This is a genomic window from Burkholderia sp. AU31652 (assembly GCF_002223155.1).
Taxonomy (GTDB): domain Bacteria; phylum Pseudomonadota; class Gammaproteobacteria; order Burkholderiales; family Burkholderiaceae; genus Burkholderia.
The window spans coordinates 2,240,232-2,253,209 of record NZ_NKFG01000005.1; the positions used below are offsets into that span (position 1 = coordinate 2,240,232).

Consider the following 12,978-nt stretch of genomic DNA (forward strand, 5'->3'; position numbering starts at 1 on the left):
GTGCCGCGCCGCTGCCCAGGCGCCGGACGCATGTCTCATGCAACGCTCACTGGTTCAACGGCTTGATCCGCGGAACTGCTCGGCGGTCATGCACGGGGCTTCCGCATTCAAACACGTCCGGAAGTCGGAAGGGATGAAATCAATTCGGCACCGCATGAGGTCTTGTGGCCGTCGAACGCGGCGGCCTGGCCTTCAACCTTGAATTCCACGTCACCTTCGACGATCACGCAAGCGCCGTGAATCGGACAGGAACACGTGTCGCCGATGCGAGCGACCGCGCGGCCCATTACCTTGCTCGTACCGGCTCCGGTTTCCACCCGCCCACCGTGCGTATGTACATCGTCTACCCGGACAATTCCCCGCATATCTCCAGCCCTGAATGACTCGGCGCGGCAGCGCGCACATGTGCACGTGCCGCCGCGCCGACTACATCACCACGAATATCCCTGCTGACCGTAATCAGTATCGTGTCGGCGACCCCACCACGGCAGGTAAGCATTGTTTCCGCCACGCGCGCGGAACCAATCCTTGTTCGGATCGATCGTCGTCAACTTTGACGGCGGCAGGACGACAACCGCGACCGGATGCTCCGCATCGGTGGTGCCCGCAACCAGTGCGTTACCGCCAAAGTGATTGATCCGGCCGATCGCCAGTGCAACGTCGGTCAATGCGCTACCGGTCCCCATGTCGCCGAGCAGCGCCGCCGTGTTGAACGTCTGCTTTGAGTGGTCGTATTCCGGCAGAACTTCGGTGAGCGTTTGCGACAGGCCGACAAGACGGTTCGAGGCCGCATCACTGCCTTTACCTGCATCGTGGACGATGTATTTCAGGTCAGTAACCGCGACGCCGGCATTGCGTGCCGCGTGGTCTATAGTCGCCTTCCACGCCTGCACAGTGCGCGTTGTGCCAACCTTCGGCGAGAAGTCCTTCGTGTCGCCCGTCGCCGCCTTGCCGATCCATGCGAGCGGTTCACGCTCCGTGTTGAAGGTCGGGCCGGCGAGGAACAGTACAACAAGATTCTCGTTAATCTGCGCGTCCGTGGGCGGAAAACTCGGCGCATCCCAATTCATGACCCACACGCTCTTGTCGGGGTTCGTCTGCAAGTAGTTCAACGCCTTGTTCAGCGACGTAAAGCCGGCGTTCGCACCGCCTTGCGTGACCTGCACATCAGGGGGCGTGTCGCGGCTCCATACTTTCGGGAAATTCCGGTTTCCGATCAAGAAAGTTTCCCTGATCTCTTTGGTCAAGAATTCTCTGGACTCGGTGATGTCGAGCCTCTTGGGAATTGCCAATTCAACACGAATTCCAGCAAGTTCACGCCAATTCTTTGGATTGTCGGACTGCACTGTATAGAAGTACGACGGATTCATCGCGTAGCGGTTACGCAGCAAATCCAAAAAGGCTTCCATGTATTTATGATAGAAGCCCTTGAATGTTTCTTCACCTTCGTTGCCGTACACCAATGCCCCGATTGATTTGAGCGTCGAGAACGATTTCGGATCGGTGCGAACCATGTCATCGTTCTTGTTCGGTGCGGCGAGTCCTTGCGTCCACAACAATTGCCATTCGGTCGGATAGTCCTTGCGTTCGAGCGGATTCAACCAAATCAGTCCGACGACCTGCGCGACAAACGGCTTCGCCGGTTCTTCCGCTACTGGCGCTGCCTTGCCGGTGGGTGTCTGGGCGGGGGCGGCCTGTGCCGGCCGCATCATGGCCGTGGTGAACAAAAACACCACAAGCGCCAGCATGCCAGGCGCGACTACGAATCGTTTCATCCAATCTCCTATTTCCAAGTGTCCCGGGTCCGGTTGCTCCGCGTGCGCCATCAGCGTCGCCATGAGTAGGGCCGCGACCATCCATACCAAAGCAGCGACAGCGACACGTCGAGGCCATGTAGCGATCAGCGCCTTCATACTACGCCTCCGACCTTCAAATGAGCCTGACCTTCGCGCTCGTCAGCAATCTTGCCGGGCATGTTGCCTTCGCCGTTCTCTTTGTGGACCCATTTATGCATCGGGAGCTCATCGAGAATGCCAGATCTAAAATACTTGGCATATTTTCTGTTTGGATTGCTTTCCGGAATACCATTCCCCATCCGCCAATCTGCTTCAATGCGCAGCGCCTTGATTTACTTTTCCGTCAGATAGCACAGGCCAACCGCCACATCATACGCAAGCGCATATTCGGCATGATCCGCATTGGTCATCGTTGTTGAGTGGTTTGTCGGGTTATTGGTCTGGCCACGGTCCATCCCGTCCGTGATCTGCTTGTTGCGCCAATCCGTATAGCCTTCGGGCACAGCGCTTTTCCCATCTTCACCGATCACGTGACCGTCCTTATCAACCCAATCAGAGTTCATCGCACGTCGTGCTTCCAAACGCATCAGCGCGCGATCCTCGTAGCGTTGTCCGGTTTCACTCTCAGCCGTACCTTGGGCGTCACCGTCCTTGTTCTTCGACTTGTAAACGTCGTAGGGGTCGTCGGCTCGCTTGTCCGCATCCGCCTTGCTCGCGTCGCGCCATGCGGACGGCGGATCGTTGCCTTCGTTGAAGTCGCTTTTGGCCGGTCCATCTTCTGTCGGCGCGATCGGCTTGCCGAACCGCTTCGCCTTCGGCGGGAACGGTTGATCCAGCGCGGGGGCATCCGCAGTCACGGTCCAGCCCTTCGGCGGGTCTTCATTCACGCGAAACATCTTCAGTGCAGCAGTCGCAGCAGTTCCCGCGTACATGAGGGGGGCGGTAATTAATGTCCCCATCATCCCCCAGACCGACTCGTTTCCTTTGAGCGCACCAACCAGACCGAATTTTGCCGGCGGCGACGGCGGATACCAGAATCCCGGAGTCGTCCCTTTCTGTACATGCCGCCAGTCGTCTTCCCAATATCGATAGTCTTTCTGCACGCCGACATCGAAACCCGATGCGAAGACACGCTGCGTCAGTACGCCGGGAACACCGATATCGTTGATTTCAAGCTTGCTGATACCGCGCCAGCCAATCCCTTGAACCGTCACCGCCGAAATCACCTGATCATGCGGACAACAGTACGCCGTGACGCGGCCATATGTCGATTCATTCAGACCGTGACGCACACGGTCTTCCTGTGCTGCATACGACTTGTTGCTCGTCGGCGATACCCGACTGTTCCCCATGTCTTCATCGATCTTGTCGGCAGGAAGTTCGTACGCTTTGCGCGTGCCGATGATCGACAGAAACTTGCCAAACGTCTGCGTGCGCGCTGCGTAGGTCTGCCGTCCGCGATTCCCGTGCGGGTCTTTCGTCTCACGTTGCGACCACGTATCCATTCCCGTGGAAGATTTATACGGGCCGTCCCCCTTCGCAAAGCTGTATGGTGCGTTTGCCAGCACGTAGGCATCCGCCACGCATCGCCCCTTGTGTCCCCACGGGTCTTCAACGTCGGGCAGTGCATCGCCGAAGAACGCCGCCGTGAGGCCCACAATGTTGCCTTGACTGTGACATACGACGGTAATCGGTACGGTGGCCTGCATGCGGCGGATCGACTCGATCAGCTTGGCAAGGCGCAAGGCGGCAAGGGCGCCATACGCGCGGGGCGGCGCGCGATACAGGGGCCGATTGGTCGGGTTGATGGCCTGCACGCTTGTCCAACCGAATGCACGATCATCAAGTCCGCCATGCCAAAGATCGGGGAGACTCGAACATCCATTCGTGAACGGACCGCCGCCCCAATAGTCCTGTTCGTTCAGGAAAATCTTGTCTCCGTATTCCTTCAATTCTTCGACGGTCGCCCGATAACCCCACCGGAAGTGAATCACGTTCGAGAACGACGGATCGGGTTTGATGTAGTTGTCCGCAAGCAACTTTGGATTCAGAAATCCGTCCGGCGTCAGGCTTTCCGTGTACTTCGCGGGCTTCAATTGGCCGGCGTCAATGCCTTGGTACTTCAATTGATCATCAAGACGGCCGAGCCGACGATTGAGGCCCTTGCACAGTCCTTCCTCCGCCGCCTCGAACCATTCGCCTTCGGAGTTCACGCCGTGCACGAAGATGACGATGCCGGGCAGCGGCATTTGCTTGATGCAGATAAGCCGGTTGTCCTTGTCGAACAAGGTCGGCCCTTCGGCACGACCCACAACAATAGGCGGCGGTTCTCCGCGCGATGCAGTTGCGCCCGCCGCATCGGATTTTGTGGTCGGTTCGTCGGTGCGCGCGTCGGCTACCGGTCGAGGATCGAGAAAAGAATTGGTCATCAAAACTCCGGCCCTTGCTTATACGTTCTTCTTGACGAACTGCACCGCCAGCTTTTCGAACTGGTCGGCATGCACCGCCGGCAGTTCGCCGACCGCATCGGTCTTCAGATTCGACAGCGCCCCCGACGCCTTTTGTACCTGTCCGTCGAACCCTGCCGCCGCGTTGCCGTCCGCGGCACGAACGAGCTTCGGCACGCGGCCGAGCGCCGCATGATCGAATTTCGGCATGTCCGCGGACATGCTGGCGGGCCCATCCCACGAATGGCCGGCCGATTTCACCGTGAAGGTGCCGGGGCAACCGAGTTCAATATCGCTGCCGTGCAGCTTGAGATATGCGCCCCCCGACGTGATGAACACCACCTGATCGCTCGCCATGCCCGCGAGCTTGCCGCCGGCCGCAGTGAGTTGGATGTTCTTCGCCGAATCGACTTGCGTATCGTCGTTCTGCGATTGAATCGTGACCTTGCCTTGATTTGCGATGGCCGACACGCCTTCGCTATGTGCGAACATCGCGACGCCACGTCCTCCGTGCAGGTTAATACGCTCGCCGCTGGTGACTTGCACGTGTTGCTGCGCCACTTGATCGATGTTCACGCCGGCATAGGTCACGTGCGTTTTCGGCGTGACGTTGAGCGATCCGGCCTGCGCGCCGAACGCCATCAGCGCGGCCCCATCGCCGGCCGCACCCGATCCCGTTCCTCCGGGCTTCCATTCCTTGAACGCATCGGCAATGGTCGCTTGCCCGGCCGTGTCGGCGGCTTGTCCACCGTGCTGGCCGGCATAGTCGCCAAGCGATTTGAAGAGCTCCGTGCACTGGCCGAGCAGGCCAACGAGTTCGTCGCGGTCGAGCTGCCCCCCGCTCGCCTGTGAGCGTGCGTAGGTCGTCAACAGAATGCCTTGTGCGGCGCGCAGCGCGGCGGCAGCGTCGGTGCGCAGTTCCGCACCCTCGCCCCGGTCGGTCCCGTGTCCATCCTTCCGGGGCTGCGTGAGATACCCCAAATTCAATTGCGTATGCGCATGTTCGCTCGCTAGCTGTGCGGAAATTTGCGAGGGGGTATCGTCAAGACGTAGTTGGTTATAACGTCGCCCCTTAATCTCCTTCGTCTTGATCCCGGACACGTACCGGTTGCCCGGCAGCGCGCCGGTATGGGTGAACGTCGCAGGCGGGTTCGCGCCGTTACTCAAAACCGCGATGATGACCAAACGGTCCGGGTCGCCTGAAAGACAGCCCAATAAAACTTCCATTCCGACGCGGGGCAGAAAAAGCGCGCCGAAGTTGCCGCCCGCCAAACTCGCCCCGACACGAATCGGCGCGCTGTCGCCCGCCAGTCCATTCGTTCCGACGCCTTGCGCGTGCGTATGGTCCGCCGGATCGAGGCCGTGAATCAGCACGCGCACGCGGCCGTCTGCGTCGCAAAACACTTCCTCTCCCTCCGTGCCGACAATCGTTCCGGTCAGCAGGTGTACGGGCGGCAAATCGATCTTCGGATCGTAGGAGGGTTTGAGCGGCACGCCGCGCCGGACGCACGTGAAACTGTTTTCGTAGCGCGTGTCTTCCTGCCCCGACACGTCGGCCGGCGCGGGTAGCACGGTCTGCGCAATGTTTCGGCTCGCTGCGAATAGCGCGATCACGCGGCCAGTTAGGTCTTTCGGAAGGTTGTTCCAGATATCGTGACACACTGACGTAACGACGAACTGTCGCTGATCGGCAGGCTTCATGTCGAGTTCGGGATCGCCCGTCAACGTGAACCATGAACCGACCGGCATATCGCGGACGCTGCTGATACCGTCGTACCGCTCCGCTGCGAACTGATGCGCCAGCATCCGGTCGCGCGTGATGCGTTCATGATCGTTCCATGAATCGCCGACGTGTGGAATGTCGATCGCAACATCGGTCAGCAGTCGCGCAAGGTCGTTGCCGGACTCGCCCTGATCGATACCGGTAGCGACGGCGGAATCGTCCATGCGGGCCTTCTTGTAGTCCCACGATGGCCGGCTCGCCTTACCGGCCGAAAGGCTCTGATAGTGCGCAAAGAGCGTTACCGTGTCGCGTTGTTCGGTCCCTGCATCGCGCGGATGCAGGCGCACAGCACCGGCCGGTGCTTCGGCAAGCCGCATCGGGTCATCGCAAAAGACGAGTGTGTGAATCGGTCGCTCGTCGGTGATGCTGCGCGCACCGCCAGCCGAGCCTGCCTTCGCAAACACCGTGATCCCTTCGCGCCGCAGCAGCCGGCGGACAAATCGTGCATCCGACTCGTTGACCTGTCGCGTGAGTTCGCGCGCCGGGTAGCGTTCACGACGCAGGCTGGACAGGTCGAATTCGAACGCGCGGGCCAGCGCCGCACTCCGTTGCCGCCATTCGTTCATCAGCGTCGCGAGAATGTCGATAACGTTACGCGAACGGAATATGCGAGAGTTCGTGCGGCGGTCCATCAGCGACAAAGCGTCGCAAACGTTTAATCGATAGACGGTCAATTCGCCGTCCGATTGGCCCACCTGCACATCGCGAACGATCGCGTTGATCGTCTGCAAGCCGCCCCGGTCGGTCGTGAGGCGCACCGACACTGGCAGACCGAGAAGCAGCTTGGGAGACAGGTTGTCGTGTGTCGAAACGCAGTTCAGATAGCCGTCGATACCGGTCAGCAATCCTTCGTGGATATCCGCGTGATGAAGCGCCAGTAGATGACCGACCGCGCTTTGCGCTTGCCCAAAATTGAGGGCGACGGGCCGCTGGTTCCAGTCAACCAGACCGGACGAAAAACTTCGAAGGGTTTCAGCTATCGACATACCCGCGCTCTCATCGTTCTTATTCGTGACTTGGTCTTTTAAGCGGGCGGTCACGGGGACCACGCCGCGAAACTCGGAATTTGGTCGCTAGCATACCAAAGTTACAGAATCATTCGGCAGCGACATATTTTGAGATATGCATTTATTCGATTAAGTCGTCAGCCGTGGCAAGCGCGGCGTCGCGCCGATGACGTGGCCCTCCGAAGCTGCGCGGGCACACCGCGCTGGGTGATCGATCGTCGTCATAGTTCATCCCTGCGAGCCTTCTCGATATGGCGATCCAGCATCGATTTGATCCGTTCGGCGCCGGCGCGATCGATGACGTCGGTTTCGAACATGCCTTCGATCAACTGCAGACCGCATCTACCGCCGTTCCTACGTAAGCATCCATTTGTTCATCGGCATGCACTATCCCGTCGCCAGTCGCTCGAATCCGCTCATCCCCAAACTTAGCGCGCGACTCTTTTAGGCCTTTCAACGCTTCGCCGTGGGCTCATCTCCACTTTCATTGCTGCTCCTGTCATTTATCCATTCCCGTTGACATCCGGCCCCTTCCAGACCCTTGCCGCGTGACTTGCCGAAAAGGACCAACACCGCGACCGTTAATTTCGCGGCACCTTCTAAGGGATTTCCCGTCTACGGCGACGCGCGTCGGGCGCCGTCAAGACACTTACCCCGTCACGCCGTTACGGCGAGCTTCCACGACCGACCACACACCATGCGCAACCTTTCCCTGAATCAGAAACTCGCCTCGATGATCGTCATCCTCTGGCTCGGCCTGCTCGTGATCGCCGGGCTCGGCGCATGGCAGACGCGCGCATCGATGATCACGGACCGCCGCGACCAGCTCGCGTCGCTGGTCGCGCAGGCCGCGAGCGTGACCGACCATTTCTACAAGCTGTCGCAGCAGAACGCGCTGCCGGAAGCCGAAGCGAAGCAGAAGGCGCTCGAGGCGATCGCCGCGATGCGCCACGGCGCGGACGGCTACATCTCGATCAACGACTCGAAGCCGGTGATCGTGATGCATCCGATCAAGTCCGAGCTCAACGGCAAGGACGTGTCGAATTTCACCGATCCGAACGGCAAACACCTGTTCGTCGAGATCGTGAAGGCCGGCAACCTGGAAGGCGGCAAGGGCTTCGTCGAGTATCTGTGGCCGAAGCCGGGCGCCGACAAGCCGCAGGACAAAACCAGCGCGGTGCAGCGCTTCGCGCCGTGGGACTGGTATCTCGTGACCGGCATGTACATGAACGACGTCCGCTCGGCGGTGCTCGAAAGCGTCGGCCGCTGGCTCGCGATGACGGCCGTGCTCGGCGGGATCGCGACCGCCGTGATGGTGCTGGTGCTGAAAAGCGTGCGCGCGAACCTCGGCGGCGAACTGGAAGTGGCGCTCGACGCCGCGCAGCGCATCGCGCAGGGCGACCTGACCGCGCGCGTGACCGTGAAGCAGGACGATCGCGGCAGCCTGCTGCACGCGCTGCACACGATGCAGGGCGGGCTGATCGACATGGTGTCGCGCGTGCGGATGGGCACCGAGAACATCAACGTCGGCGCGAGCGAGATCGCGTCCGGCAACACGGACCTGTCGCAGCGCACCGAGGAACAGGCGGCCGCGCTCGTACAGACCGCGTCGAGCATGGACCAGATGACCGCGAACGTGAAGCAGAACGCGGACAGCGCCGCGCAGGCCGCGTCGCTCGCCGACCAGGCCGCGCAGGTGGCAACGCGCGGCAGCGCGGTGGTCGACGACGTCGTACGCACGATGAACGAGATCACCGACCGCTCGCACAAGATCGGCGACATCATCGGCGTGATCGACGGGATCGCGTTCCAGACGAACATCCTCGCGCTGAACGCGGCGGTCGAGGCTGCGCGTGCCGGCGAACAGGGCCGCGGCTTCGCGGTGGTCGCGGCCGAGGTGCGCTCGCTCGCGCAACGCTCGGCGACGGCGGCAAAGGAGATCAAGTCGCTGATCGTGTCGTCGAACGAGACCGTCGAGCAAGGCGCGGCGCTCGTCACGCACGCGGGCGAGACGATGGCCGAGATCGTGCAGTCGGTGCGGCGCGTGAACGAGATCCTCGACGAGATCAGCCATGCGTCGCGCGAACAGAGCGCCGGGATCGAGCAGGTCAATCGCGCGGTGGGCGAGATGGATCAGGTGACGCAGCAGAACGCGGCGCTCGTCGAGGAAGCCGCGGCCGCCGCGCATTCGCTGCGCGATCAGGCCGAGGCGTTGCGGGATGCGGTGACGCGGTTCGCGTTGCCGGCCTGACGGCGGCTGCCCGGCGCACGCGTGCTCACGCGGCGCGGCCGGGCCGTGACGCGGTCAGGCCAGTGCCGAGCCCCAACCCCGCCGCCCGCTGGATCAGCTCGACGTCGTTGCTCACGCCGAGCTTCTTCATCGCACTGATCTTCTGCGCGCTGACCGTCTGCTTGCCCTTGCTCAGACGCTGCGCGATCGTCTTGATCGGCACCCCCGACAGATACAGGCGAATGACCTCGATCTCGCGCGCCGACAGCTTCACGGGCGCCTCGCCGCGCTCGCCGAATGCGTCGACCGCGCGCCTGACGAGCGGCGACAGGTAACGCCCGCCGCTGTAGCTCGAATGAATGGCCGTGACGATATGGCCGACCTCGTCGAACTTGCTGACGATGCTCACGCCGCCGATCGCGAGGATCGACCCGAAGATCAGCGGATTCTCGTTCGCGACCAGCGCGACGATCCCGACGTTCGGACGCGTGCGCCGCAGCCAGTCGAACAGCGCAAGGCCGTCCATCTGCTCGTCGGCCCGGATCGCATAGTCGACCAGCACGAGATCGCAATCGACGCCGCCGAGGGACGCGACCAGTTCGGCCACGCTCCGGTACACCGCGACGATCTCGATCGCACAGCCGCTGCCCGCGACCTGCTCGATGCCGGCCAGCGTCAACGGCCAGTCGTACGCGAAAACGACGCGAACATTGAATTTCCTCATGCGCAGTTCCAGATGGTTCATCGGCCGCGCGACATGGAACGCGCACGGCCGGTTTGGCGTTGAAAGGACATTCAAGCTATTTTTAGCCTGAATGTCGATTCTATGAAGCTGCGCGCAGGCGGGATATCGGACGGCATCGGGATCGGCCGCCGGGGACGTAATACGAGTTTGATATTTGCGCCGGTTCGAATGTCCGATACAGGGCGGCGGGTAGCCGCGGACCTCGGTCGAATGGCCAGCGTGGCGGCCGATGCGGGCCAAGCGACCGGCCAGCAGGTAAAATCGACGCCTTTGCATCCCGCGCCGGGCCACCGGCGGCGCGCGACGCGCCGATGCCGGCCGCGCGCCGCCGCCCGTTTGCCGGCTGCCCGTACCCCCGCTTTCCCCATGACCGAATCCGACCTGCAACCCGACGACACCTCCATCCACGAAGACGGCCTCTGGCGCGACAACGGCTGGACGGCCCGCATCATCAAGAACGAAGACGACGACGGCTGGGCCGTCGAGATGATCAAGGACGGCGAGTCCGAGCCCGCGCTCGTCGGGCCGTGGACCATGGGCCGCGACAAGAAGAACCCGAAGCCGATGGACGCGAACGCGTTCCGCACGCTCGTGAAGACCGCGACCGAGGTGCTGATGCGGCACGAGCAGCAGCGGCGCGCGATGCTGCACAAGGAAGTGACGGTTCAGGGCGAGGACGACCAGGATGTGTCGGTGACGCTCGACATCGTGCCGGACGAATTCGAGCCGTACGCGCAGCTCAAGGCATTCGATCCGTATGGCGAACTGCTGGCCGAAGCGAAAGTGTCGGCCGGGTTCAAGCTCAACAAGGCCAGCGCCGAGCGCTGGGTCGCATCGGGCTTCGAGCGGCCGGCCGCCTGATCGCGCGCGGCGCGCCGGGCCGCGCGCTCAGGCGCCTGCGCCCTGCCGTGCGCGCCGCAGCCGGCGCGCCGCCAGCTTGCGCCGCACGAGCTGTTCGAACTGCTGCGTCGCGACCGCCGGGTCGCGCGCGGCCAGCCCGAGCGCGTTGCGCACGAGCTGGATCGGCGTCAGCACGAGGCCCCACGGCACCCCCCACCAGCCGAACGCGGCCGACGCCAGCAGCGCGACCGCCTGCTTCCTGCGGCCGCAACGCCGGCAGCACACGTGGCGTCGCGTCGCCCAGCGCGTGACGAACAGCAGCGACACGACGCGATGCGACGCATGGACATCCACCGGCTGGTCGTCACGACCGCAGATCGGGCACGGCCCGTAACGCCAGTCGTGCACGTACTCCCAGACTTTCGCGTCGGGCACCCGTTCCGCCTCGACGACGATCGGATGCGCTTGCGCGCACGCCGGACGGCAATAGCGGCGGCCGTCGATCGACCGCCCGCCGACCAGGAACGTCCTGCCGCAGTGACTGCACTCTGCCACGGTAACCTCGGATAAGCGTGATGCGCCGCGTGCCGGCCGCGCGCAGCAGGGCTGCAGCGGCGGTCCGGACGGGCCGTTTCCTGTCTTAACGGCCGACATCGCGCGGTCTTGAGCGGCGGTTTGCCGCAGCGCGTCAGCCGTGCAGCCCGTGCGAGGTCATCAGCCGGTACAGCGTCGCGCGCGAGATGCCCAGCTCGGCCGCCACATCCGCATGCTGGTGGCGGTGGCGCATCAGCGTTTCCTCGATCGCGTGCCGCTCGGCCTGCCGGCGCGCTTCCGCGAGCGTCGGCGGCCGCCTCGACGTGTACGGGTGCAGTTCGAGATCCGTGGCCGAGATCATCGGGCCGTTCGTCATCACGACCGCGAACCGGATCCGGTTGATCAGCTCGCGCACGTTGCCGGGCCATGGGTAGTTGTGGATCGCCTCGATCGCGCACGGCATGAAGCCGCGAATCCGGAGCGAACTGTCGCCGCGATAGCGCCGCAGCACGTGGTCGGCGAGCAGCATGATGTCGCGGCCGCGCACGCGCAGCGGCGGCTCGTCGATGCGCAGCACGCACAGGCGGTAGTACAGGTCGGCACGGAACCGCCCCGCCTGCATCGCGGCCTCGAGATCGACGTGGGTCGCCGACACGATCCGCACATCCACCGGAATCGACGCGTGCCCGCCGAGCCGCTCGATCGTGCCTTCCTGCAGGAAGCGCAGCAGGCTCGCCTGGCTCTCGAACGGCATGTCGCCGATTTCGTCGAGAAACAGCGTGCCGCCGTGCGCGGCCTCGATCCGGCCGATCTTGCGCTGGTGCGCGCCCGTGAACGCACCGCGCTCGTGGCCGAACAGTTCGGCCTGCAGCAGCGCCGGCGGAATGGCCGCGCAGTTCACGGCGACGAAGGGCGCGTCGGCGCGCAACGATTGCTGGTGGATCGCCGCCGCCGTCAGCTCCTTGCCGGTGCCGGATTCGCCGGCGACGAAGACGGTGGCATCCGTGTTCGCGACCTTGCGGATCGTCGCGAACAACCGGCGCATGGCGTCGCACGAGCCGATCATCGTGCCGCCGGGGGGCGCGGCATCGGCGTCCGGGCTGCCGTCCGCGAGCTTCAGCATCCCGTATGCATGGCCGACCAGATAGCCGATCGTCGTATAGGCGTTCGCATTGCGCACGTAGTCGAAGCAGCAGTGGCGAATCAGGCGCGCGATGGTGAGATCCCGCAGGCGCTCATGGTCGGCGAGCGCGACCCAGCCGACGCGCGGATCGCGTAGCAGCGTTTCGAACGACTTGACGTCGGGCGACGCGAAGCTGCCGAAATCGACGATGCCCGCATGCGGGCGGTTCACCCTGACGAGATTCAGTGCGTCCGCAACGGTTTTCGCGCGCCACACGTCCCAGCCGCGTGACGCGAGGCAGTCGACGAGCGCGGCATCGTGCTGCTGCGACAGGTAGACGAGCGGCCGCGGCGGCACGACATGGTTGCGCCGGACGGCAACGAACGGCGCCGGTCCCGCCTCGCGTTCGAGATCCTGCGGGCCCGACACCCTGATCTGGCAGCAATAGTTCACGATGGCCTCGTCGCTTGGAT

General features: G+C 63.1%; 8 protein-coding genes and 1 pseudogene. 2 read left to right on the forward strand and 7 right to left on the reverse strand.

The window, feature by feature from the left end:
- Positions 1 to 107 precede the first annotated feature (107 nt).
- The 4 genes and pseudogenes from CFB40_RS27625 to CFB40_RS27640 all read right to left on the reverse strand — a co-directional run bounded on the left by CFB40_RS27625 (position 108) and on the right by CFB40_RS27640 (position 7,012).
- The gene (locus CFB40_RS27625) at positions 108 to 365 is read right to left on the reverse strand and encodes a PAAR domain-containing protein (protein ID WP_089427067.1); all 258 of its coding nucleotides are present in this window, start codon (positions 363 to 365) and stop codon (positions 108 to 110) included.
- 66 nt (positions 366 to 431) lie between these two features.
- Positions 432 to 1,913, reverse strand: coding sequence for a virulence factor (locus tag CFB40_RS27630; protein ID WP_174972161.1), 1,482 nt, complete (start codon positions 1,911 to 1,913; stop codon positions 432 to 434).
- Positions 1,910 to 4,225, reverse strand: a pseudogene (locus CFB40_RS27635) (T6SS effector phospholipase Tle3 domain-containing protein). Before CFB40_RS27635 ends, CFB40_RS27630 begins: the two are co-directional and overlap by 4 nt.
- Positions 4,226 to 4,243: 18 nt before the next feature.
- Positions 4,244 to 7,012 (reverse strand): type VI secretion system Vgr family protein, encoded by a 2,769-nt coding sequence (locus tag CFB40_RS27640; protein WP_089432977.1) that lies wholly within the window; start codon positions 7,010 to 7,012, stop codon positions 4,244 to 4,246.
- Positions 7,013 to 7,730: 718 nt separating this feature from the next.
- On the opposite strand from CFB40_RS27640, the gene CFB40_RS27645 reads away from it, so the two are divergent.
- Positions 7,731 to 9,284: a methyl-accepting chemotaxis protein gene (locus CFB40_RS27645; protein ID WP_089427065.1), complete on the forward strand. Its 1,554-nt coding sequence runs from the start codon at positions 7,731 to 7,733 to the stop codon at positions 9,282 to 9,284.
- Between the two features lie 25 nt (positions 9,285 to 9,309).
- Here CFB40_RS27645 and CFB40_RS27650 read toward each other — a convergent pair whose 3' ends face one another.
- Positions 9,310 to 9,987 carry a response regulator transcription factor gene (locus tag CFB40_RS27650; RefSeq protein ID WP_089433336.1) on the reverse strand — a complete coding sequence of 226 codons (678 nt, stop codon included), beginning with the start codon at positions 9,985 to 9,987 and terminating at the stop codon, positions 9,310 to 9,312.
- Positions 9,988 to 10,374: 387 nt separating this feature from the next.
- Between CFB40_RS27650 and CFB40_RS27660 the strand changes: the two genes are divergently transcribed.
- Positions 10,375 to 10,869: a hypothetical protein gene (locus tag CFB40_RS27660; protein ID WP_069252109.1), complete on the forward strand. Its 495-nt coding sequence runs from the start codon at positions 10,375 to 10,377 to the stop codon at positions 10,867 to 10,869.
- A 27-nt stretch (positions 10,870 to 10,896) separates the two neighbouring features.
- On the opposite strand, the gene CFB40_RS27665 is transcribed toward CFB40_RS27660, so the two are convergent.
- A complete protein-coding gene (locus CFB40_RS27665) occupies positions 10,897 to 11,403 on the reverse strand; it encodes a hypothetical protein (RefSeq protein ID WP_089427064.1) in 507 nt (168 codons plus the stop codon).
- A 133-nt stretch (positions 11,404 to 11,536) separates the two neighbouring features.
- Entirely contained in the window at positions 11,537 to 12,958 is a 1,422-nt protein-coding gene (locus CFB40_RS27670; protein ID WP_089427063.1) for a sigma-54 dependent transcriptional regulator, read from the reverse strand.
- Positions 12,959 to 12,978 lie beyond the last annotated feature (20 nt).

What these genes read in the sequence shown, in the direction of transcription:
- CFB40_RS27625 (WP_089427067.1), bottom strand. Translation starts at nt 365, where the DNA reads ATGCGGGGAATTGTCCGGGTAGACGATGTACATACGCACGGTGGGCGG.
- CFB40_RS27630 (WP_174972161.1), bottom strand. Translation starts at nt 1,913, where the DNA reads ATGAAGGCGCTGATCGCTACATGGCCTCGACGTGTCGCTGTCGCTGCT.
- CFB40_RS27640 (WP_089432977.1), bottom strand. Translation starts at nt 7,012, where the DNA reads ATGTCGATAGCTGAAACCCTTCGAAGTTTTTCGTCCGGTCTGGTTGAC.
- CFB40_RS27645 (WP_089427065.1), top strand. Translation starts at nt 7,731, where the DNA reads ATGCGCAACCTTTCCCTGAATCAGAAACTCGCCTCGATGATCGTCATC.
- CFB40_RS27650 (WP_089433336.1), bottom strand. Translation starts at nt 9,987, where the DNA reads ATGAGGAAATTCAATGTTCGCGTCGTTTTCGCGTACGACTGGCCGTTG.
- CFB40_RS27660 (WP_069252109.1), top strand. Translation starts at nt 10,375, where the DNA reads ATGACCGAATCCGACCTGCAACCCGACGACACCTCCATCCACGAAGAC.